We start from the raw sequence: 20,375 nt of genomic DNA, 5'->3' as shown, positions 1-20,375 counted from the left end.
GACTGTTGGCGCAGTCGCGGGGGCGCTCTTACTACTTCCTTCCCTTCTCTACGAGCTCTAGCCCTGCGTCGATCAGCGCCCGAAGCGCAGCCGCCTGGCTCACGGTTTGGCGCGTCATCTTCTCCAGCTCCAAGCGGTACGTCTCCACCCTCTCCAACAGGTCGGCAGAAAGCCTGAGGCTGATGTGTTGATCGTGCGGGGCCATGCTTCATTCCTTGTGTGTGCGTATGTGTGACAATGTATGCCATGCTGCTGGGATGGGCAAGCCCTTTTTGCCCGGTGACGATAGGGCGGGCTGGTCCAGTGATGATCGGGGCCCGTTGGCACTCCCGCCATCGCCCCGCAACGGTCCGATAACCCCTCATCTGAGCTATACCCCCTGGTAACTTATAAGGGTCTTCAAAAATTGAAGTCACAAAACCTCGAAAAGCCGGGGTAAGGCTGCAAATTTTGATGCCTTATCGGTCGATATTCGGCTCGACGGGCTGGAAGGCTTCATTTTTTGGTGCCTATGACTTCAATTTTTGAAGCTGGTAATCATCGAAACTCATGCTCTATCCTCCTGACAGCTTCCGTGGTGCGACGATAGTAGGGCGGACCTCAAGCATCTTGCCGGGGCATTCGTCGACAGGTGCCCATGTCAGTGCGTACAGGGCGCAGCGAGCGCCGTCACGGCCTTTATAGTTGGTCCGTGTCTTGGTTATCAGATTGCGCTCCTGAAGCTCTCGTAGGGCTCTGGAGAGCGTTGCTTCTGCCATACCGCCCCAGTCCTGCATCATCTTGTGAGTGGCCGAGAGATCCCCGTTGTTCTTGCCGTTGTACTGGTATCCCAGCACAAGCAGCACCTTGAGCGCAGACGGCGACAGTTCGCGGAAGTCTTCGTGGCCCATCAGAAACTTGGGTATGGCGAGAGCGCCCCCAGCCCCCCAATGGACCTTGGGTTTCTTCGCCATAGAGTCAACCTGCCTTGGGTACGGCCCCGCATGAGGGGGCCGTGAGACTGCTGGTATTCTCCTGGGCGGCTGGGCTATCATTCAGGTGTTCAGTCTGGAATGAAGCCTCGTCACTGGTAGCCGCCAGGACGGGGTTTTCTTTTAGCTGGCTCGGCATAGGCTGCCTCCGTACTTCTGGGCGAACGCTTCACAGCGTGTCTTGAAAGCCGGTTCCTGGCCGAAGTAAGCCCTCATCAGTTCACGATCCAGCCAGTAATATTTGCATCGTCGTGGCTCACCGTTGTTGTCGTGCGTATGGTGGAATGCACGCTCAATGGGCCAGCCATTGCGATATAGCTCGCTCACGCGGGTTCGGAAGTCCGCGATAGGCAAACCAGTATGCTGGTGATAGGAGAATTGATCGCAGTGCTCGCCACGCAGCAGCATGGCGAGAACAGCGCGGGTATGGGTGATGAAGTGCTCGTCGGTGGGAAACAGCGGGAGTCGGCTCATTGTGCCACCTCCCGTGTTGCCTCCCATGCTTCCAGATCGGCTAGGCGCCAGCGGGTGCAGCTCGGGCCTAGCTTTACGGGTGCCGGGAAGTTGCCTTCCCTTGCCCAGCGCCAGGGTGTAACCCGGCCAATTGCGTACCGCTCGGCTACCTGCTTATCACTGAGCCACTTGCTGGCAGTGTGTGTTGCTTTCTCCATCTGAGTCACCTTGTCTCATCGGCTATCGACAAGGTTGATGGTGCGGTTTGGCAGGATAGAGAAATATTCCTGCTAGGCCAGGCGGGCCAATTATTTCCTGCTCCTGCCTGGTTTTTTTGCGTAGTCGGGGGCTATCGGGCGGATCCACTCTGCCACTTTTTTAGATAAGGCAGGCACACAATCAAAATACGGGTGCCCTCTCCGGTACTTGTCGCATAGCACCTCATGTACCCAACTAGCCATCTCTCCTACCCTTGGCCCTTCAGACTGCCCCCTAGCCCACTTATCTAGCGCTAGTGACCTAGCTTCCCTGCGCAGCGCTTCATACCCCCTCTGTTTTTGTTTGCTGATGAGATTTTTGCTACCCGTTTCTGTCTTTAAAGACATTTCAGCCACCTCATCAACAGAGTATCCATACCCAATCCTACTGATCAGAACCCCGGTTGCGACGCCTATCTCGTACAAAACTTCTTCACGAGCGGAGCCGGTGGCTTTGGTCAGCTTTTCAAAAAGCTGTAGCAAGTATTCAGCGTACTTGTAGGTATCTGGCGGGGTTTCGTTGTCCCATAAGATAATCTCCAAAATTGCACACGCACGATCCTCGCTCGGCAATCCATCCGTGCCGGCAGCGATTTTACGCAGCAACTCCTGAGTAAACTCACGTAGCCTTAGCCTATCGTTCATGGACATCTCTCGCCGAGCCGCCTGTATTCTGGTTGATTATGATGGGGCGTTCGTTGGGTACGCTCGCCACCTGCTCATAAGTCGTTGCATTCGCTTCATTTGTTGCGGACTACATCTCCGCCTTACGCAGCGGGACGACTTCGCCCTTGGGCTGGATCGTGCCGCAGAACTTCGCCCAATCCTGCATCAGCTTCGCCCGCTTCTCCATCAGGTCGCCACGACGATAGGCCGCCTCGGCAGCATTCTTGATCGTGTGGGCCAGGGCCATCTCACAGACGTGGTGAGGGTAGCTGGTACGCTCAGCTGCCCAATCGCGGAACGTCGAGCGGAAACCGTGGACGGTGGCGTCCACGCCTATACGCTTCAGCACGCCAGACATTGAGTTCTCACTCAGCGGGCGCCCTCGGCGTGATGAGAATACGGCGTCGCTTACTCGCGGCAGGGCTTCGAGCAGCGCAACCGCTTTATCAGTTAGCGGCACACGATGCTCTTTCTCAGCCTTCATGCGGTTGGCAGGGATTACCCACACGCGGTTAGCCAGATCGATTTCGTCCCACGTGGCGCCTCTGGCTTCGTTGGAGCGGGTTGCTGTCAGGATGACGAACTCCAAGCAGAGAGCGGCCGTGCCTTTCTGCTTGCGCAGGCTGGCCATGAACTCGCCCATATCATCGATGGGGAGCGCCTTGTGGTGCTTAACCTTGGTGACCCTCGACGGCTTCGGCAGGATGGCGTCAAGGTTGCCTTTCCAGCGTGCCGGGTTGTCGCCGGAGCGATGGCCATGCGCAGTCGCCCACGCTATGACCGCCTCGATGCGCTGGCGCAGCCTGGTCATGGTTTCGGTTTTGGTTTCCCACTCAGGCTTAAGTACCTTCAGCACATGGGCGAGATCCACGTCTGTAATGGCCATCTTGCCCAAGACGGGATAGGCGTAGGTCTTGAGCGTGTTCTCCCACTGCTGGGCATGCTTGGCGCTGCGAGATTCGGCCTGCTTCTTCTTGATGACCTGGGCGGCGCATTGCTCAAAGGTGATGTCGCGTACCTGTTGAGCCAGCAGAGCGCTCCTCAGAGTGCGGCGCTCGGCAACCGGGTCGATGCCTTGTTGAATCTTCTCTCGCGCCTCCCTGGCTTTCTCGCGGGCGCTGGCGAGTGGGGTGTCAGGATAGCCACCCAAGCCAATGTCGCGGCGCTTGGCGCCTACGGTGATGCGCAGCACCCATGAGCGCGCGCCAGTCTTGGAAACCTGGAGCTGTAGGCCAGCCACGCCGCCTACGGCGTACAAGCCCGGCTCGGTCAGTCGCTTCACCTCTACGGCGGAGAGTTCTCGTGCTTTCTTTGGCATGGCCTGCCACTCCAACAATCTACCCCACAAAATGGGCGTTATGGGATGATAATTTGTAGCACGAGGTAATACAAGCGCAAAGGAAGGGAAGGACGTTGTGGTGAGTTATGCTACTGTATTTAAATAGGTTATTGCTACTTCATGACAAGGGGTGGCACGCCATGAATCAACCCCAGGTTGGCGGTCTCCCCCTCCGCCACACGAATATCGAAAAAGCCGCTGACTACAGCGGCTTTTTGTTTTTCTGAATGTTCTTGATCGCGTTGAACAATGCCAATTGATTCAGGGGCCATTCTTGCGATGGCAGGTACCATTTAACTGGATCGAGGGGCGAAACTTGTCGGCGAGTGACACTGACTCCAAACTGGGTTCTGATCGAGCCCGTTTTTTGTTGCGAGATTGGCAAGCGTTTCGAGATCTCCCCTGAAGTCTCAGACTCGTGCAACTTCTACGATGGCCTACTCGTGACCGTGGGGTTCGCACGGATGGTCGGGGGAGGAACGGCGGCCGTATCCACCGTCATCACTAGGCCGTCTCAGCCCCGCCATGCAAAGGGCGCCGGAGTCTCCCGGTATGCTTCAGTCGAAGACCGCCTTTAGCTTCCGGGACCGAAGGGCCATGTCGGTCGCGAACTTGCGCTTGCGTGGCGCTCTCTAGACGACTCGCCGCTCACCGAGATAATGTTGCAATGGGGAGACTTGCCATGCGTCGATTTGGAATTGCCGCGCTCGCTATAATGTTGATGTCTCTTTCCCTGCTTGTGCTGGCGATTGAGAAGCAGGCGCCCGAGCCCATCCAGCGCTACCGTGTGACTGGCGTGGCTGCTACCGGGGGGCTCAATGTCCGGTCCCAGCCCGAGCCGTCGGCCGAGATCGTCAGCACGCTGGAGCCGGATGCCAGCGACGTCGTAGTCTCCGGTACACGGATCGAGAGGAACGGGGCCGTCTGGTGGCAGGTGGTCGGTGGAGACGGTCTCGGCTGGATCAATGCCCGCTATCTCGCGCCCGTGGACGAAGCGCCACCCTCCGGCGAGGTCTTTCCATTGCGCTGCACCGGCACGGAGCCTTTCTGGAGTTTGAAGGTGGCCGATGACGAGGCGCGATTCGAGACGCCGATGGACGAGGACGAGACTTGGCAGGCCGGTCCTATGACTCGCGCTATGGGGCTCATCGGGCGCTATGCGATCAGGCTGGAGAATGAGGGCGGAGTCGGCCATCTGACGGCATGGCGCAATCACGGCTTCTGTTCCGACGGGATGAGCGACATCGGGTTTCCCTATGAAGGAATCGTCGTCACGCCGAATGGCACCGTCCATGCCGGCTGTTGTCTGAGGGCTGGCGAGTAAAGTCGGTCCTGGCTGCGGCGAAACAATCGGATACGAACGATGGGAGGCCGTCTATGAGGTCGAACGAAGCAGGCATGCTTGCGGTGTTGAACAAGACGCTTATCCGCGCATGCGTCGTTGTTGCAATGCCGGCCGGCCTCGCGTTCGCCCAGGACGACACACAGCACCGGATCGAGGCTGTCACGCTGTCGTCGGGCGGGCTCGCTGAAATCCGCCGCAGCGTGCGGGTTGACGGCGCGGCCGAGTTCGGCTTCGACGTTCCGCTTGATCAGGTGGACGACGTCCTCAAGAGCCTCGTCGTGCGCGATCCGGCCGGTGGTGTCGCCTCGGTGACCTTGGACGGGCTGTCGCCCGTGGAGGAGACTTTCCGCCACCTGCCATTCTCGCCGGACGATTTGAACGCGCTGCCCCGCCTCCTCGACGCGCTGCAGGGCATCACCGTTCGCGCCTCCTCTGGCGGGCGCACCGTGGAAGGCACGGTACTGGGCGTCGAGACGACGCAACGGAGCGAGGAAGGGGGAGCCGGGGCCGAGGCCCTGCTGTCCGTCATGACGGAAGAAGACCGGATCGCGGTTCTGCGGCTGCGGCCAGACACCGAGCTCGACATTCTCGATACCGAGATGCGTGAGAACTTACGCGAGGCAGCCGTCGTCAGCGGAAGGGGTCGCATGGATGACATGCGTACCATTGCGATTGCGCTGGAGGGCGACGGCACGCGCGACTTGCTCCTAGACTACGTGGTGCCCGCGCCCGTCTGGAAAACGGCCTATCGGCTATTGCTCGACGATGGCGACGAGACCCGGCTTCAGGCATGGGCAGTGATAGAGAACGCGACCGGCGAGGACTGGCGCAGTGTTGCCGTCACACTTTCCTCCGGCGCGCCGGTCACGCTTACCCAGCGCCTTCATCAGCGCTATTGGCACGTGCGGCCGGAAATCCCGGTGATGGCACAGACCGCCGTGCCGCCGCAGCCCGACCGCTTCAGGGGAGTCGCGGCCGAGAAAGCCCAGAATACGGCGGATCAGGCCGCTTTGCCCAACGTCCAGCGGATGGCCGTTGGACAGGCTGCGGCACCTGCTCCTGGGCCCTCCGCCCCGGTGGCGCTGGCCACTGCGGCCGAAGGCGAGGCGGCCGCCATCTATCGCCTGCCCGCTCCCGTCGACCTGCCGGTCGGGCGCACCTTGTCCGTACCCTTCATTGACACCGAACTGACCGCAGAGCGCATTTCGCTCTTCCAGCCAGAGCGCGACGACGTCCATCCGGTTTCGGCGCTCAGGATCGAGAACACCACCGGTGTGAGCCTGCCGCCCGGCATTGTCACCATCTATGCACCGGATGAGGAAGGCTATGCAGGCGACGCGCAATTGTCGGGCTTGCCGACAGGCGAAAGCCGGATGGTGAGTTTCGCCGCCGACCGCAAGGTCGAGGTAATGACCGAGGCGGGCCGGGACGAGAGCGTCTATCGCGCGAGTCTCGGCGAGGGGGTGCTTAGGGCGACGCGTATCACCCGGGCCACCACGATCTACCGTATCCAGGGCGCGAAAGACGCGCCACGCACGATCGTGATCGAGCATCCGCGCCGCCAGGGCTGGCATTTCTCCTCTGACGTGCTGGAGGAGCATACACCGACCTATCACCGTCTGCGCGTGGAGGTCGAGGCAGGCAGCTCGGCCGAGGTCGCGGCAAGCCACGAACGTACCGAGACGGAGAGCATTGCGCTGGTCGAGGCGGATACGGATACGCTTGTCTATTGGTCGGGCCGGATCGATGATTCGCGTACCGCCGATATGCTCGCTGATCTCGTCGAGCGCCGCCGCGAGATCGCTCGGGCGGAGACGCAAGTCGAGGTGATCGGGCGCGAGTTGGCGCGAACGTCGCAGAATCAGGCTCGCATCCGCGAGAACCTTGCCGCCGTACCGGAGGACAGCACACTCAGCCAGCGCTACGTCTCCATGCTGGAGGAGGAAGAGGACCGTATCACCGAACTGGATGGGCGCCACCAGCAAGCGGAACAAAGGCTGGCGGAACTGCGTGAGGGTTTTGCTACCTCTGTGCGTGAGTTGTAGACATCCGGCTGCGGCCCACCGCCATCTCCAAGGCGAACGTCTCGCAATGCCTGACGACATCGCCAACACGGTGTCCTTTCTGGCCGGTCCTGATGGCGGTTGGACCAATGGGCAGACGTTGCGTACCAATGGCGGCATGGTGTAATGAAAGCGGCAACACTCATCACCAGCGAATCAAGCGGCTTCACGGCGATTGCCGCGGTCGGTGCCACGACCGCCGCAGTCACCAGTCTGCAGCTCGGTTTGGCACCCTGGCGCTCGGCGCGATGAAGTCGGACTCCATTGAGCTGCCGGCTTCGAGCTGTGGCACTCTGTCGAACGAAGTGTCCCGAGCATAGCGGGCAGGCGGAAGTCCGACATGGCGGGTGAAGGCGACGCTGAATGTGCTTGCGGAGCTGTAGCCGACCCGCTCGGCGATTTCAGCGATACCTGTTTCCTTTCTACGTAGCAAATCCTTGGCCAGCGCCATGCGCCAAGCCAGCAGATACTCCATTGGAGCAATACCTACAGAGCGACCAAACCGCTCGTAAAACGCCGAGCGGGAAAGCGTCGCCTCATTTGCCAGTTGAGCTACCGTCCAAGGCAGGTCAGGACTTCCATGTATCCGGCGGATAGCAATCGCGATCCGCCTGTCGGTAAGTCCGCGCAATAGACCTGGTGAAGCATTTGTCTCTCCACCAGAACGAAGGGCTTCAATGAGCAACACTTCCAGCAGGCGTTCGAGGATAACTTCGCGAGCTGGTCGTTGAGCGCGCGATTCCTCGCTAACGAGTTGCACAAGTGTGGTCAGCCGGTTCTCTCCCTGGACGTATACGAGCTGCGGCAACAGCGAAGCGAGCAAGGTGGCGTCCATGGAACGGAAGACACAGTAGCCTACCAGCAGGCGAACATCCGGAGGGCCATCTGGACTGCCGAGTCTGTACTCGCCGTTGGGAAGCGCGATGGGTTTATGAACGATGTCCTCAGTTCCCGTGGGCATGTGGCTCGACATCGTGAAGTTATGCGCCGAAGGGATCAACACGAAATCTCCCTCCCGCAGGACTATCTCGTCGTGTCCGTCGGCTTCGAGACGACACGTCCCTTCGAGAATGGCGCAATAAAAAGGGCGTCCGACCTCCGTGCGACGAATGCGCCAACGGCCAGAGCCGGTGCCCCTTTTCGAAAAAGGGGCGGTGGGTTGAAGGAGTGTGACTACTTGAGCGAGCGGGTCGGACACTTCCGGACGTATGCGAAAGAAATATGGACTTTCTATTGTAGTTGGTCCTGCTATGGGACGCCATACTGTCGGGGTAGTGCCGCTGTCAGGGTGCGCTCATAACCGGGCGGCTGGTGTATTCAGAAGAAGGGGATGATGTATGACGATTCTGGTAACCGGTGCCACCGGACTTGTAGGTGCGCGGCTTCTGCCGCGTCTTGTGGAAGCAGGCCTGGATTGCCGTGCGCTCGTGCGTGCTGGCAAGGAGGTGCCTGCTGGAGTGAGGGGTGTGGAGGGCGATCTCTTTGATTCCTCGACGCTGGCTCAGGCAGTGGATGGCGTATCCGACATCATCCATCTTGCCGCGGTGTTTCGCACCCAGGATACCGACCTTATCTGGAAGAGTAATCTGGAAGGGACTCAGAACCTGCTATCCGCAGTGGAAGCGCATGCACCAAAGGCCCGATTCGTTCTCGCGAGCACCAGCACCGTCTATGAAAGCGGCTCGCATCCTGGATGTGAGGATGACTCAGTGGAGCCAAAACATGCTTATCCGGCTAGCAAAGTTGCAGCCGAGAAGGAGGTACGTGAGAGCGGGCTCAATTGGGCTGTACTCCGCTTTCCGTTCGTCTATGGCGACGGGGACGGCCATCTTGAGGGGCTGCCCAAGTTGGCAAGCGCGCACAAGCTGCACCCGGCGACCAGGCTCAGCACGATTCACCATCGTGACATTGCCGCCGCCATCAACCTTGCTTTGGATGGCACGTTCGACGGCCGCGTTGTCAACATTTGCGATGAAGCGCCCACATCGATATACGAACTGGCGAAGCTGGTGGGTGAGCCGGTCGCCCCCTCGTCAGAGCCACTGGAAAACCCCTGGCATCTCCATGCCGATGGGTCGTTGGCTCGCCGTCTTGGTTTCAAGCCCAGCATTAGAACTGTCTATCAGGCCGTTCAAGAGATGCTGATGTGACAGTGATGAAAGCGCGAGGAAAGGGGCACTGCGGCTTTGTTCGCGAAGGCCAATGGCGGTCCCGGTGGTTTGGAGCTGGCCTTGCCATCGCAGTTGTAGCCGCGATTCTCACTGGATGCAGCATCTTCCACAAGACATCCATTGGAGAGCAGCCATCGCCGAGCACGCTCGATGACATACGAAGCGCAGGATCACTGCCACATAAGGCGGGACCCTCGGCACCCGTCATCGGGCTTGCTCTGGGCGGAGGCGGGTTGCGGGGCTACGCGCATATAGGTGTTCTCCAGGCGTTGGAGGAGTTCGGAATAAACGTCGAAGTGGTGGCAGGCACATCTGCCGGTTCAATCATTGGCGCCGCGTATTCAAGTGGCAGAACCATTGAGGAGATTAGGCAGGCGGCGGGAAATCTCGATGTGTCGAGCCTCACCGATTGGAGACTTAGTACCACCTCACTTTTACGTGGGGACGCTCTGGCGAAATGGGCGTCCGATATGGCGCAGAACATGCCGATCGAGAAAATGCCGCGCAGGTTTGGTGCAGTGGCGGCCATTCTCGACACCGGGGAAGCGGTTCTCATCGACAAGGGGGATGTCGGCATGGCTATTCGGGCGTCGGCGGCAATCCCCGGTAGCATGCAGCCAGTCGAATCCACACTGGGACTGCTGGTGGACGGTGGCATATCCAGCCTGGTGCCAGTGCGATTTGCTCGCGCGATGGGTGCTGAAGTGGTTATTGGGGTGGATATCTATTGCAACAGTCCTCATCGAAGCGGTAGCACCTTCCTCACGACTATTGCCAGGGCCAGCCGGACACAAACCTGTCTTATCAGCGGTGTTGAGAGTGCAGAGGCGGACGTGCTCATTGCACCGAGAGTCGAAATCACTGACGTGAAAAGTGCTGCGCAGCGCGAAGAAGCGATCTTGGCTGGATACCTTGCGGCAAGGGTCGCAATGCCGACCGTGCTCAATCATCTGCGTCAGGAGCGGGCGGCCCGTCTCATGGCGGGTGGCTCTCGTGGTATGCCAGCCCTTGTCGTTTCGATTGCTTCGAGACGGTAATGCCCGAGCGCGAGATGCTTGGTCACGCGGTCTCTGGCGGGTTCGCCAAAATATCGTGTCTCATCGCACTTGACCCCGCCTGGCGCAGTGGCACAGGACCTCCTCTCGGTGTAGGAATATTTCCTACATGATTTGTCAGTTATTTCCTACAAGAAAGCTTATCCCAGGTTAACGGTGCGTTGCCGAAAGGCTGCCATGATGCCATCAAGAGCAAGGAAGCTCTGCAAGGATGCCGGATCAGGACGATGCAATGACCAAGGATGCGCGGTCAGGATGATCGCGATGATAGCAAGGACGCCGGAGTTTGCCCGGCCGTAAGGCCGGGCTCTTACATTCTAGTTCCTGGTAACCAGGTACCTCATCCTTTTCCTCCTTATTTGTTCCCACCGCTAGATATTTCATGCTTGGAAAAGCCGTTGCCTTGGGGCGAAGTCTTTGCTTTTGCTGCTTTGCTTTCAAGGTGATGAAAGGTTGGCTGCCATGGAAACGAAGGGGCGGCGTCGAGAGCAGATGTGCCAGGCGTTCCAGGGCTACCTGTTCGGGCGCCCGTTGGCCATGGAAGAGCTGGGGCTGGACGAAACGGACACCATTCTCTCCTGATTCCGTGGGGGGCGTGTCGCGTTCGATGCCGCTGCTGAGGTAAGCTGAACGAATCGTGTCGCGGGAAAGGAGTTCCCCTTCCTGCCATGTCTATTCAAAAAATGGAGAACTGCATGCCCTTCCGACCCTTGCTTGCCGCTGCCGTGCTGGCGCTTCCGCTGTCGGCCCTGGCCGAAACGCCCAACATCGTGCCTGGCCAGTGGCAGTTCACCAGCACCACCTCGGTCAGGGGTGACGTGCCGATTCCCGATCAGACAGAAAGCCACCAGGAGTGCATCGTGCAGGGCGACCTCGACGATGCCGACTTCCAGTTCCTGGAAGTGGAGGAAGGCTGTGAGCTGCTGGAGCACAACGTCTCCGCCGATGGCATCGACTATCGCATGGTCTGCCACGCCGAGGGTGGCGAGGCCAACATCGACGGCAGCATGACCTTCCTGGGCGAGAGTGTCGAAGGCAACGTGAGCATCGATACCGAATCGCCGATGGGCCAGATGCAGCTGGAAACCACCATCGAGGGTGAGCGGCTCGGCGACTGTTGATAGCTTCCCCCCATAACGACACAGGCCACCCTTGGGTGGCCTGTGTCGTTATGGGGGGATAAGGGGCGCCCACGCCGTACTCAGTAGTGGTCAGCGGGCGCCTCGGCCATCTCCGTTTCCAGGCGACGCCTGACTTCTCCGGGCGAGCCGGTGCGGCGGGCCAGGAGGTCGTAGGCCACCGGCACCACGAATAGCGTGAAGAACGTGGCGGCGGCAACCCCGGCCATGATCACGGTGCCGATCACCATGCGCGACTCGGAACCCGCGCCGGTGGAGACGATCAGCGGGATGGAGCCGGCCATGGTGGTGACCGCCGTCATCAGGATGGGGCGCAGGCGGGTCACCGAAGCCTCGAGCAGGGCGTCGCGGAAGGCCAGGCCTTGGTCGCGTAGCTGGTTGGCGAACTCCACGATCAAAATGCCGTTCTTGGCCGCCAGTCCGATCAGCATGACCAGGCCCACCTGGCTGTAGATATTGAGCGACTGGCCGGTGAGCAGCAGGCCGAGCAGGGCGCCGCTCATGGCCAGGGGCACGGTGAGCATGATCACGAAGGGGTGCACGAAGCTCTCGAACTGCGCCGCCAGTACCAGGAACACCACTAGCGCGCCCAGTACTAGCAGGAAAGTGGTGGCGCCGCTGGCTTCGCGGTAGTCCCGCGAGGGACCGGCCACGTTGGTCTGGGCTTCAGGTGGGAGAATGTCGGCGGCCGTCTGCTCCAGGTATTCGAGGGCTTCGCCGAGTGGATAGCCGTCTATCAGGTTGGCCTCGATGGTGATGGAGCGGATCCGGTTGAAGCGGTTGAGCGTACTGGCACCGGCGAAATCGGTTAGCGTCACCAGGCTGGCCAGCGGGATCAGCTCGCCCGAACGGGCCGAGCGCACCTGAATGTTGTCCAGTGCGCGCGGGCTGTTCTGCCGGGCCCGGTCGCCCTCGACGATGACGTCGTATTCTTCGCCGTCGTCCACGTAGCGGGTCACGTTGCGCCCGCCCAGTAACACCTCGAGCGTACGTCCGATCTCGGTGACGGTGACACCAAGGGAGGCCGCGCGCTCGTAGTCGATATCCACGCGCAGCTGCGGCTGGGTTTCGCGGTAATCGCTTTCCAGGCCCGCCAGGCGCGGGTTGTGCTCGCGAATGTGATCGAGCATCAGGTCGCGCCATTCGGCCAACTGCTCGTAGGTACCGCCGCCGAGCACGAACTGCACGGGCTTGCGAATGCGCTGGCCGAAGCCCTGGCGCATCACCGGGCTGGCCTCCACGCCGGGCAGGTCGGCCAGGCGTTCGCGCACGTCGTCCATGATCTCCCAAGCGCTGCGGCGTGCTCCCCAGTCGGCCATGTTGATGATGGCGAAGCCACCGTTGAAGTTTTCGATATTGCCGAATCCCCGCGGGGCGCGGATCACCACCCGGTCCAGCTCGCCCGAGTCCACCAGCGGCTGCAGGCGCAGTTCGATCTCGTCCATGTAGTCCATCATGTAGTCGAAGGTGGCGCCTTCGGGGCCGCTGACCAGGATGATGAAGTTGCCGCGATCCTCCTGCGGGGTGTACTCGTTGGGCAGCCGGTCGGCCATCCAGGCGGTCGCGGCGATCACTCCGATGAATGCGGCCAGCACCGCCAGGCGAGCCTTGAGCACCGCCTCCAGCAGCGTGCGGTAGATGCGCTGCGACCGTTCGAGCAGCCACTGGACGGCGCGCGCTGCGGCGCTGTCGCCCATGCTGGGCTTGAGAATCTTCGACGCCATCATGGGCGTGAGCGTGAGTGCCAATAGGCTGGAGATGGCGACCGCCGCCGCCATGGTCAGGGCGAACTCGGAGAACAGGCGACCCACGTTGCCCTGCAGGAAACTCAACGGCACGAATACTGCGACCAGCACCAAGGTGGTGGCGATGACGGCAAAGGCGATCTGGCGGGTGCCGCGAAACGCCGCCACCAGTGGCGTTTCGCCATAGTCATGCATGCGCCGGTTGATGTTCTCGAGCACCACAATGGCATCGTCGACGATCAGGCCGATGGCCAGCACCAGGGCCAGCAGTGTGAGCAGGTTGATCGAAAAGCCCATCACGGCCAGCGCGATGAACGAGCCGATGATGGCGATGGGGACGGTAACCGCGGGCACCAGCGTGGTGCGCACGTTGCCGAGGAACATGAAGATCACCACCACCACCAGGCCCATGGCGATGAACAGCGTCAGCACTACTTGCTCGATGGCGCCGGCGACGAACACCGAGGCATCGAAGTTCAGGCTCAGATCCATGCCCTCGGGCAGGGTCGCCTGCAGCCGCTCCATCTCCGCCTGGACGCCCTGGGACAGCTCCAGCACGTTGGCGGTGGACTGCATCATCAGGCCGAGCCCCACCATGGGTACGCCGTTGGCGCGGAAGATCGAGCGGTCGTCCACCGAGCCGACCTCGACCCGGGCAACATCGCCCAGGCGGATCAGGTAGCCGTCGCTGCCCTGGCCAATAGCCAAGCGCTGGAAGTCCGCCGCTGCAGCGAAGGCGCGCGGCAGGCGCACGATGAATTGGCGCTCGCGGGACTCCAGCGAGCCGGCGGGCAGTTCGACGTTCTCCGCGCGCAGCGCATTCTCCACGTCGCCGACGGTGAGGTTACGCGCCGCCAGGGCGTTGCGGTCGATCCACACGCGCATGGCATAGTCGCGTCCGCCGCCCACGCGTACCCGGGCCACGCCGGGCTGCACGGAGAGACGGTCGACCAGATAGCGGTTGGCGTAGTCGGTCAGCTCCGGCATTGAATAACCCTCGCCGGAGAGGCTCAGCCACACCACGACTTCCTCGCTGGAATCGGCCTTCTGCACTTCGGGCGGATCGGCGTCGTCGGGCAGGTTGCGCTGAGCACCGGAGATACGGTCGCGCACATCGTTGGCCGCTGCATCGATATCCATGGCGAGATTGAACTCGATGTCGATCCGCGAGCGGCCGTCCTCGCTCGAGGAGGTCACCACCTCGATCCCCTCGATCCCGGCAATGCGATCTTCCAGCACCTGGGTGATGCGCGATTCGACCACGCTGGCGGCGGCGCCGGGGTAGCGGGTGTCGATGCTGACCACCGGCGGGTCAATGGAGGGATACTCCTGCAGCGACAGCCGTTGTAGCGAGAGCAGGCCGAAGGCCACGATCAGCAGCGCCAGTACCGTCGCCAGTACCGGCCGCTGGACGGAAACGTCGGACAGGCGCATCAGGCTTCACCCTCCTCACGGTGCGCCTCGAGAATCTCGCGAATGGAATTCTCCTCGCTGGCGATTCCCAGCAGCCGTACGCGGTCCCCTTCACGGGCTCGCTGTACGCCATGGGAGACCACTAGTTCGTCGGGCATGAGCCCATCGATGATCTCGGCCTGGCCGGTGCGACGCTCGCCGACACGCACTTCACGGCGCTCCAGGCGGTTCTCGTCGGCCTCGTCGATCACTAGCACGTACTGGCGGTCGCCACTGGGGATCAACGCCGATTCGGGTACCACCACGGCCTGCCGTGGACTGCGCTGCAACACGACTTCCATCAGCATGCCCGGTCGCAGCCGCAGCTCGGGATTGTCGATCTCGGCACGTACCGTGATACTGCGGCTCACCGGGTCGACGCGGGAGCCGATGCTGGCCACTTCCCCTTCAAAGATCTCTTCGGGAAAGGCCACGCTGCGTGCCGACAGTTTCAGCCCGGGGGAAAGGAGCGCCAGGTAGACTTCCGGCACGCTGAAATCGAGCTTCATCACGTCGAGCTTGTCCAGTGTGACCAGCTCGGTGCCTGGCGTGACCAGGCTGCCCACGCTGATATTGCGAAACCCCACTACGCCATCGAAGGGGGCGCGCAGGCGGTAGTTGGTCAGTCGCGCCTCCAGCCCCTGAATTTCGGCCTCCACCTGGCGCAGGCGTGCCTGGCTGTCTTCCACGTCGGCGCGTGGCGCCATGTTGCGGCTTTGCAACTGGGAGAGGCGGTCCACGGCGCTGCGGCGTTCATCGCGCAGCGCCTGGGCGACACGCAGCTGGGCGCGCTCCTCGCTGTCCTCCAGGCGGATCAGTAGTTGGCCGGCCTCCACGGCTTCACCGTCGCGAAAGTTCAGCTCGGCGATGATTTCGGTCACCGTGGCCGAGAGCGTCACGCTTTCGTCGGCGCGCAGGGTGCCAAGCGCCTCCAGCGGGTCGGACCAGGGGCGGATGTCGGCGCGGGCGCCGATCACTGCGGTGCGCTCCTGGGCCGCCACGGGTGGGCTGGTGGCCAAGGCAAGGGTAAAGAGGGTAAGGGAAGCAGCCAGGCATATCCGACCGGCCAGCGGTGCCAGTCGCCGGACCGAAGTGAGAAGGAAACAGCGCGATGTGTTCATGGGGGCTCTTGTCGTGGTTTTCGGGGCGCGACGGACGCCAGCTCCTTTGGCGTTCCAGGAAGCAGGATCTTCCTTTCCTTAACAGGCTACTCATGCTTCCACCAACCAATGTGACAACAAATTCGCAATATGCTATTTACTTCGTGGCTTTGATTGTACAGTTTTTGCATAGCTTTACCTTCCTGTACCATGTCGCGCACTCACAGGTTCTCCAAGCGTAACTGCAGTGTAACGACCACGACGTCTCATACCGCGAGATTCTCCGAATGGGCTGGGGTGAGCATCAGCAAAGGCACCGAGGCGACACGTTCTCCCGCCGTGGGTTTGCCCGCTGACAACTGCTAGAATGCGCAGCCTCGAAGTGGCAACCCGATGGGCGACGCAAGTGAGCATGCAAGCGGATGTGGTGGTGATTGGCGCGGGTGCTGCCGGACTGATGTGTGCCCTCACGGCGGGTTATGCCGGGCGGCGGGTGCTGGTTCTCGATCATGCCAACAAGCCGGGCAAGAAAATCCTGATGTCCGGGGGCGGGCGCTGCAACTTCACCAATCTGGCCACCGGACCCGCCAATTTCTTCTCCGCCAACCCTCACTTCTGCATCTCGGCCCTGAAACGCTACCGCCCCGAGCACTTCGTCGAGCTGGTGGAGCGTCATGGCCTCGATTACGTGGAGAAGGCACCGGGGCAGTTGTTCTGTGCGCACTCCGCCAAGGAATTGCTCGACGTGCTGCTCACCGAATGCGAGTGGGCCGGGGTGGAACTGCGCCTGAAGAGTGTCGTGGAACGCATCGAGAGGGCAGGCGAGGGCATGCGGCTCGAGACGTCCGCCGGGCGCATCGAGGCGGGGGCGGTAGTGATCGCCACCGGCGGACTCTCGATTCCCACCATGGGAGCTACCGGTTTCGGCTATGATGTTGCCCGCCAGTTCGGCTTGGAGGTGACCGTAACGCGCCCAGCCCTGGTGCCTTTTACCCTGACCTCGCAGTGGAAGGTGCGGGCGGCCGATCTGGCTGGGGTGGCCTGCGAGGTGGCGGTGAGCGCGGTGCGCGACGGCCAGCGGCTGGGGCCGGGGCGCGCACGATGCTATCGTGAGCCGATGCTGTTCACCCATCGTGGCCTCTCCGGCCCCGGTATGCTGCAGATCTCGAGCTACTGGCAGCCCGGCGACGAACTCGAGATCGACCTGTTTCCCGGGCTGGACCTGTTCGCTGCGCTCGCTGAGGCTCGTCAGGCGACACCACGCCGCCAGCTTTCGACCTGGCTCGCGGAGCGCCTGCCCCGGCGCCTGGCCCAGGCGCTGGTGGAGTGGCACGGGGAAGACCCCATCCTGGCGGAGTGCTCCAATGCCCGTATTGCGGCGTGGCGGGAACGGCTAGGCGCTTGGCGCCTGAAACCCGCTGGCACCGAAGGCTGGCGTACCGCCGAGGTTACCCTGGGCGGCGTTGACACCCGCTCGATCTCATCACGGGATTTCAGCGTCGAAGGGCTGCCCCAACTGCGCTTCATCGGCGAGGTGCTCGACGTTACCGGCGAACTCGGCGGCTACAACTTCCAATGGGCATGGGCCTCCGGTGTGGCCTGTGGAAGTTCTCTCTGACGGCGTTGCGCTGAGGATGAAACCTCACCCAGGCCTCCGAGCGGCCTGATGGCCAGGACGGGAATCCGGTCTATGCTGCATGACAGAACCAGCCGCAATCAGAGGGCTCGCCATGACCATGATCGCGATTCAGGATTCCTCCGAATCTCAGGGTAGCGCGTTCGCCGACCGTGTCGTCGACGAGGCCGTGCGTCAGGCCGAGGAGCGAGGCTGGCAGGCGGTGCGCCTCTCCGAGGTGGCCCGCAGCCTGGGACTGCCCATGTCCGTGGTGCTGGAGCGCTTTCGCGACATGGATGCCGTGGCCAATGCCTGGTTCGAGCGCGGCTGGCGCGCGATGCTGGCCGAGAAGCCCGATACCTTCGACGACTGGCCCGAGCGAGTGCGTATCGAGCACTGTCTGCAGGCCTGGTTCGATACCTTTGCGCCCCACCGACGCGTCACCGTGCAGATGCTGTGTACCAAGGCCCATCTGCCACATCTGCATACTTGGGTACCGCTGGTCTTCGACCTTTCGCGCACCGTACAGTGGCTGCGTGAGGCGGCCCGGCTCGAGGCCCGCTATGGCACGCGTCGTGCCCAGATCGAGGAGATGGCCCTGACCAGCCTGTTCCTGGCGGCGTTGGCGGTATGGTCGGCGGATACCAGCGAAGGCCAGCGACGCACCCGACGCTTTATCGAGAAGCGCCTCAAGCATGGCGAGAGTTGCATGAAGTGGGTGCCGGGCATGGGACGCCGGCGAGAGCGTCATCGCGACGAAGCGCAGCTTTAGGCTATGCAGTCGAAGATTCAGCGCAGCTGTTGGAGGATCCGCCGTGCCCGGTTGAGCAGCAGGCCGCCAGCGGCGGCTTGCTTGGCGATGTGCAGCAGTGACCCAGGGCGGCGCAGACTGCCCAGTAGTAAGGCGCCGCCGCCCAGGTAGATCAACCCCCGATAGCGTCTGAGCTGCTGCCAGCCCGCATCTAACGATGCGGAGGCATGCTGCCAACGCTCTGCTGCGACCAGGATGTCGATACGCTGCTGCTCGATGGCGGCGATGAGTTCGGCCTTGCGCTGGGTGCGGGACTGCCCCGCGCGGCGGTCACGGTCAGTGGCGCGGCGATTCACGGTGATCCTCGATCAACTGACGATCCAGCGCAAGCTGAGCCAGGGTATCTTTCAGCAAGGTATGACGCCGGGCCAGGCGCAGGCTGAGCAGGGCGATGACGATACCGCCGCCAAGCAGGACCGCAGCACTGATGATGATGGCCGCCAGGCGATGAGTCTCCCAGAATAGCACCACCACCAGCAGGGCCAGCATGCCCAGACCCAGCAGCAGCATGACCAGGCTCAAGCCCAGCAGCAATAGCAGTGTGACCAGTCGAGCCCGTTCTTCTTCGAGTTCCACCACGACGAGACGCAAGCGCGTCTCGCCGGTGGCTAACAGGCTGGCCAGCAGGCGCTTGGTGATACCGAACAGTCGTTGTACCGGGCCTTCGCCGGACGCCATCAGCGACGCCCGATGAGCATGCCGATGACCACGCCCACGGCAGCACCGATGCCAATGCTGGTCCAGGGGTTCTCGTGGACGTAGCGGTCGCAGGCATCGGCCTGGTGGTGCAGGGAGTCACGAGCTTCACCGTAGAGTCGCTCACCGCGGGCCTCGAGCCGCTCGCGGGTCTCCTTCAGTCGCTTCTCGGCACGCTCGCGAAGCGCCTTGATGTTGCTGCGGGAATCGTCGGCGGTGGCACTGACCAGCTCTTCGATGGTTCGGGTGAGCTGGTGCAGGTCTTCCTTCAACTGCCGATCAGTATCGTCGGTATGCGGGGTGCGAGATGCCATGGAAGTCTTCCTCTGACGGTGAATGACACGCTCAGCATAGCAGTTGGCCGGGCGACTTCAACGCACCGCGGCGTCGTGCGGCAGTGCGTGGCTGACGCCTCAGTGCAGCAGTGGGTTGAAGCTGACCCCGAGGCTGAAACGGTTCTGGCGGTGATCGTAGTCGATCATGCTCTCGCCATAGCCGTGGTAGAACTGGAAATAACCGCGCAGGTTGCCGAACAGCGGCCAGGAGTAGTCGAGCTGGGCGCCCATATTGCCGGCGCTAGGGTTGCCGCGCACCATCAGGCTCGCCTCCTGGTCGTGGGCGAAGCGCCGGGCCAGGGTGATGTCACCGTAGCCCATGTAGCGCTCGATATCGGGATTCTCATCGTCACCGTCGGACTCCGGTAGGCGCCAGTAGGGCGCCAGGGTCAGCGCCCAGTCGTCGCGCACGAAGACGCTTTCCAGGATCAACCGGTTCCAACTGCGAGAAAGACGGTGCGAGCGGCCGTTGGACTGGTGGTTGAACGACACCCGGTTGAGGCTGTTGGTCCAGCCCAGGAAGCTGTGGTCGTTGGCGAAATCGACGAACAGCTCCGGCTCGTAGTTGGTTTCGCGGAAGGGCGATGAGGCATCGGTGTTGTATGCCTGCCACCAGCTACGCTGGGTGTAAGCGAAGTAGAGATCGCCGGTGTCGCCGAACAGCCCCTCCCAGAGGTTGACCTTAGCGCTGAACTGGAACTTCATCTCCATATCATCCACTCCTGCCTCGCTGTCGATGAGGTCGAACTGGCTAGCGTTGGGCGATGTGGTATGACTCACCGGCAGCACGTAGTTGAGCCGGTGAGTGGCGATGGTGAAAGGGTTGTCGACGGATTCGCGCTCTAGCTCGCGGCGCTCCGCCAGGCTCTCTTCGAGGGGCTCCGGCTTCTTTGCCTCTTCCCGCTGGACCACCGGCCGGTCGCGGGTGTGGATGACGCTTTCGGCGGGGGAGGTCACGCCCTCTGCCCGGCGCTGCTGGTCGAGCTGCCGCTGCAGAGCTTCCAGTTCCTGGTTCAAGGCTTCGATGCGCGCTTCGAGCTCCGCACTGCTTTCGGCGTGGACATGGGGGATCGAAAGCGAAGCGATGAGGGCAAGTAAGCCAGCGGCGCGGCGGTGTGAGATCATGAGGGTACCGAAGCTGTCGAATGGGGAAGCGGAGCGG

The 20,375-nt window shown here is 61.9% G+C and carries 21 protein-coding genes; 7 read left to right on the top strand and 14 right to left on the bottom strand.

Annotated elements, in window-relative coordinates:
• Positions 1–31: 31 nt before the first annotated feature.
• The 7 genes from HOP51_RS08620 to HOP51_RS08590 all read right to left on the bottom strand — a co-directional run bounded on the left by HOP51_RS08620 (position 32) and on the right by HOP51_RS08590 (position 3,979).
• Complete coding sequence (locus HOP51_RS08620) at positions 32–205, bottom strand: hypothetical protein (RefSeq protein WP_234273527.1); 174 nt, start codon at positions 203–205, stop codon at positions 32–34.
• Between the two features lie 349 nt (positions 206–554).
• Positions 555–953 (bottom strand): helix-turn-helix domain-containing protein, encoded by a 399-nt coding sequence (locus HOP51_RS08615; protein ID WP_191225068.1) that lies wholly within the window; start codon positions 951–953, stop codon positions 555–557.
• Between the two features lie 141 nt (positions 954–1,094).
• Entirely contained in the window at positions 1,095–1,445 is a 351-nt protein-coding gene (locus tag HOP51_RS08610; protein WP_191225069.1) for a hypothetical protein, read from the bottom strand.
• Positions 1,442–1,642 carry a helix-turn-helix transcriptional regulator gene (locus HOP51_RS08605; protein WP_234273526.1) on the bottom strand — a complete coding sequence of 67 codons (201 nt, stop codon included), beginning with the start codon at positions 1,640–1,642 and terminating at the stop codon, positions 1,442–1,444. Before HOP51_RS08605 ends, HOP51_RS08610 begins: the two co-directional genes overlap by 4 nt.
• A gap of 90 nt (positions 1,643–1,732) precedes the next feature.
• Entirely contained in the window at positions 1,733–2,326 is a 594-nt protein-coding gene (locus tag HOP51_RS08600) for a hypothetical protein (protein ID WP_234273525.1), read from the bottom strand.
• Between the two features lie 109 nt (positions 2,327–2,435).
• Positions 2,436–3,680: a tyrosine-type recombinase/integrase gene (locus HOP51_RS08595; protein ID WP_234273524.1), complete on the bottom strand. Its 1,245-nt coding sequence runs from the start codon at positions 3,678–3,680 to the stop codon at positions 2,436–2,438.
• A 119-nt stretch (positions 3,681–3,799) separates the two neighbouring features.
• Positions 3,800–3,979 carry a hypothetical protein gene (locus HOP51_RS08590; RefSeq protein WP_234273523.1) on the bottom strand — a complete coding sequence of 60 codons (180 nt, stop codon included), beginning with the start codon at positions 3,977–3,979 and terminating at the stop codon, positions 3,800–3,802.
• A gap of 389 nt (positions 3,980–4,368) precedes the next feature.
• Here HOP51_RS08590 and HOP51_RS08585 point away from each other — a divergent pair, with 389 nt between their 5' ends.
• A complete protein-coding gene (locus HOP51_RS08585) occupies positions 4,369–5,010 on the top strand; it encodes a COG3650 family protein (protein ID WP_234273522.1) in 642 nt (213 codons plus the stop codon).
• 74 nt (positions 5,011–5,084) lie between these two features.
• Positions 5,085–7,076 (top strand): DUF4139 domain-containing protein, encoded by a 1,992-nt coding sequence (locus HOP51_RS08580; RefSeq protein WP_234273521.1) that lies wholly within the window; start codon positions 5,085–5,087, stop codon positions 7,074–7,076.
• 223 nt (positions 7,077–7,299) lie between these two features.
• Here the strand turns inward: HOP51_RS08580 and HOP51_RS20985 are convergent, their stop codons facing one another.
• Positions 7,300–8,292 carry an AraC family transcriptional regulator gene (locus tag HOP51_RS20985; RefSeq protein WP_234273520.1) on the bottom strand — a complete coding sequence of 331 codons (993 nt, stop codon included), beginning with the start codon at positions 8,290–8,292 and terminating at the stop codon, positions 7,300–7,302.
• Between the two features lie 139 nt (positions 8,293–8,431).
• Here HOP51_RS20985 and HOP51_RS08570 point away from each other — a divergent pair, with 139 nt between their 5' ends.
• The 3 genes from HOP51_RS08570 (at position 8,432) to HOP51_RS08560 (ending at position 11,441) form a co-directional block, all read left to right on the top strand.
• On the top strand, positions 8,432–9,244 hold the full coding sequence (locus tag HOP51_RS08570) for an NAD-dependent epimerase/dehydratase family protein (protein ID WP_234273519.1): 813 nt from the start codon (positions 8,432–8,434) through the stop codon (positions 9,242–9,244).
• A gap of 5 nt (positions 9,245–9,249) precedes the next feature.
• Positions 9,250–10,302, top strand: coding sequence for a patatin-like phospholipase family protein (locus HOP51_RS08565; RefSeq protein WP_267957669.1), 1,053 nt, complete (start codon positions 9,250–9,252; stop codon positions 10,300–10,302).
• A gap of 713 nt (positions 10,303–11,015) precedes the next feature.
• A complete protein-coding gene (locus HOP51_RS08560; protein ID WP_234273517.1) occupies positions 11,016–11,441 on the top strand; it encodes a DUF3617 domain-containing protein in 426 nt (141 codons plus the stop codon).
• A gap of 80 nt (positions 11,442–11,521) precedes the next feature.
• On the opposite strand, the gene HOP51_RS08555 is transcribed toward HOP51_RS08560, so the two are convergent.
• Both HOP51_RS08555 and HOP51_RS08550 read right to left on the bottom strand, forming a co-directional pair.
• Positions 11,522–14,638 carry an efflux RND transporter permease subunit gene (locus HOP51_RS08555; RefSeq protein ID WP_234273516.1) on the bottom strand — a complete coding sequence of 1,039 codons (3,117 nt, stop codon included), beginning with the start codon at positions 14,636–14,638 and terminating at the stop codon, positions 11,522–11,524.
• Positions 14,638–15,777, bottom strand: a complete 1,140-nt coding sequence (locus HOP51_RS08550; RefSeq protein ID WP_234273515.1) for an efflux RND transporter periplasmic adaptor subunit — start codon at positions 15,775–15,777, stop codon at positions 14,638–14,640. Before HOP51_RS08550 ends, HOP51_RS08555 begins: the two co-directional genes overlap by 1 nt.
• Before the next feature lie 391 nt (positions 15,778–16,168).
• On the opposite strand from HOP51_RS08550, the gene HOP51_RS08545 reads away from it, so the two are divergent.
• Together HOP51_RS08545 and HOP51_RS08540 are read left to right on the top strand one after the other, a co-directional pair.
• The gene (locus tag HOP51_RS08545) at positions 16,169–17,374 is read left to right on the top strand and encodes a BaiN/RdsA family NAD(P)/FAD-dependent oxidoreductase (RefSeq protein ID WP_234273570.1); all 1,206 of its coding nucleotides are present in this window, start codon (positions 16,169–16,171) and stop codon (positions 17,372–17,374) included.
• A 112-nt stretch (positions 17,375–17,486) separates the two neighbouring features.
• Positions 17,487–18,143: a TetR/AcrR family transcriptional regulator gene (locus tag HOP51_RS08540; protein ID WP_234273514.1), complete on the top strand. Its 657-nt coding sequence runs from the start codon at positions 17,487–17,489 to the stop codon at positions 18,141–18,143.
• Between the two features lie 17 nt (positions 18,144–18,160).
• Here HOP51_RS08540 and HOP51_RS08535 read toward each other — a convergent pair whose 3' ends face one another.
• From HOP51_RS08535 to HOP51_RS08520, 4 genes are all read right to left on the bottom strand, one after another.
• Positions 18,161–18,478, bottom strand: coding sequence for a YqjK family protein (locus HOP51_RS08535; protein WP_234273513.1), 318 nt, complete (start codon positions 18,476–18,478; stop codon positions 18,161–18,163).
• Positions 18,459–18,860: a phage holin family protein gene (locus HOP51_RS08530; protein WP_234273512.1), complete on the bottom strand. Its 402-nt coding sequence runs from the start codon at positions 18,858–18,860 to the stop codon at positions 18,459–18,461. The genes HOP51_RS08535 and HOP51_RS08530 overlap by 20 nt, the downstream gene beginning before the upstream one ends.
• A complete protein-coding gene (locus HOP51_RS08525; RefSeq protein ID WP_234273511.1) occupies positions 18,860–19,192 on the bottom strand; it encodes a DUF883 family protein in 333 nt (110 codons plus the stop codon). The genes HOP51_RS08530 and HOP51_RS08525 overlap by 1 nt, the downstream gene beginning before the upstream one ends.
• Before the next feature lie 99 nt (positions 19,193–19,291).
• A complete protein-coding gene (locus tag HOP51_RS08520) occupies positions 19,292–20,338 on the bottom strand; it encodes a phospholipase A (RefSeq protein WP_234273510.1) in 1,047 nt (348 codons plus the stop codon).
• Positions 20,339–20,375 lie beyond the last annotated feature (37 nt).

This window comes from Billgrantia zhangzhouensis, assembly GCF_021404465.1.
Classification (GTDB): domain Bacteria; phylum Pseudomonadota; class Gammaproteobacteria; order Pseudomonadales; family Halomonadaceae; genus Halomonas; species Halomonas zhangzhouensis.
This window is presented reverse-complemented; position numbering and strand designations above follow the sequence as displayed.

Coding starts and splice junctions, on each gene's coding strand:
- HOP51_RS08560 (WP_234273517.1), top strand. CDS start 11,016: ATGCCCTTCCGACCCTTGCTTGCCGCTGCCGTGCTGGCGCTTCCGCTG.
- HOP51_RS08545 (WP_234273570.1), top strand. CDS start 16,169: ATGCAAGCGGATGTGGTGGTGATTGGCGCGGGTGCTGCCGGACTGATG.
- HOP51_RS08525 (WP_234273511.1), bottom strand. CDS start 19,192: ATGGCATCTCGCACCCCGCATACCGACGATACTGATCGGCAGTTGAAG.
- HOP51_RS08600 (WP_234273525.1), bottom strand. CDS start 2,326: ATGAACGATAGGCTAAGGCTACGTGAGTTTACTCAGGAGTTGCTGCGT.
- HOP51_RS08555 (WP_234273516.1), bottom strand. CDS start 14,638: ATGCGCCTGTCCGACGTTTCCGTCCAGCGGCCGGTACTGGCGACGGTA.
- HOP51_RS08620 (WP_234273527.1), bottom strand. CDS start 205: ATGGCCCCGCACGATCAACACATCAGCCTCAGGCTTTCTGCCGACCTG.
- HOP51_RS08530 (WP_234273512.1), bottom strand. CDS start 18,860: ATGGCGTCCGGCGAAGGCCCGGTACAACGACTGTTCGGTATCACCAAG.
- HOP51_RS08540 (WP_234273514.1), top strand. CDS start 17,487: ATGACCATGATCGCGATTCAGGATTCCTCCGAATCTCAGGGTAGCGCG.
- HOP51_RS08580 (WP_234273521.1), top strand. CDS start 5,085: ATGCTTGCGGTGTTGAACAAGACGCTTATCCGCGCATGCGTCGTTGTT.
- HOP51_RS08520 (WP_234273510.1), bottom strand. CDS start 20,338: ATGATCTCACACCGCCGCGCCGCTGGCTTACTTGCCCTCATCGCTTCG.
- HOP51_RS08585 (WP_234273522.1), top strand. CDS start 4,369: ATGCGTCGATTTGGAATTGCCGCGCTCGCTATAATGTTGATGTCTCTT.
- HOP51_RS08610 (WP_191225069.1), bottom strand. CDS start 1,445: ATGAGCCGACTCCCGCTGTTTCCCACCGACGAGCACTTCATCACCCAT.
- HOP51_RS08590 (WP_234273523.1), bottom strand. CDS start 3,979: ATGGTACCTGCCATCGCAAGAATGGCCCCTGAATCAATTGGCATTGTT.
- HOP51_RS08605 (WP_234273526.1), bottom strand. CDS start 1,642: ATGGAGAAAGCAACACACACTGCCAGCAAGTGGCTCAGTGATAAGCAG.
- HOP51_RS08570 (WP_234273519.1), top strand. CDS start 8,432: ATGACGATTCTGGTAACCGGTGCCACCGGACTTGTAGGTGCGCGGCTT.
- HOP51_RS08615 (WP_191225068.1), bottom strand. CDS start 953: ATGGCGAAGAAACCCAAGGTCCATTGGGGGGCTGGGGGCGCTCTCGCC.
- HOP51_RS08550 (WP_234273515.1), bottom strand. CDS start 15,777: ATGAACACATCGCGCTGTTTCCTTCTCACTTCGGTCCGGCGACTGGCA.
- HOP51_RS08565 (WP_267957669.1), top strand. CDS start 9,250: ATGAAAGCGCGAGGAAAGGGGCACTGCGGCTTTGTTCGCGAAGGCCAA.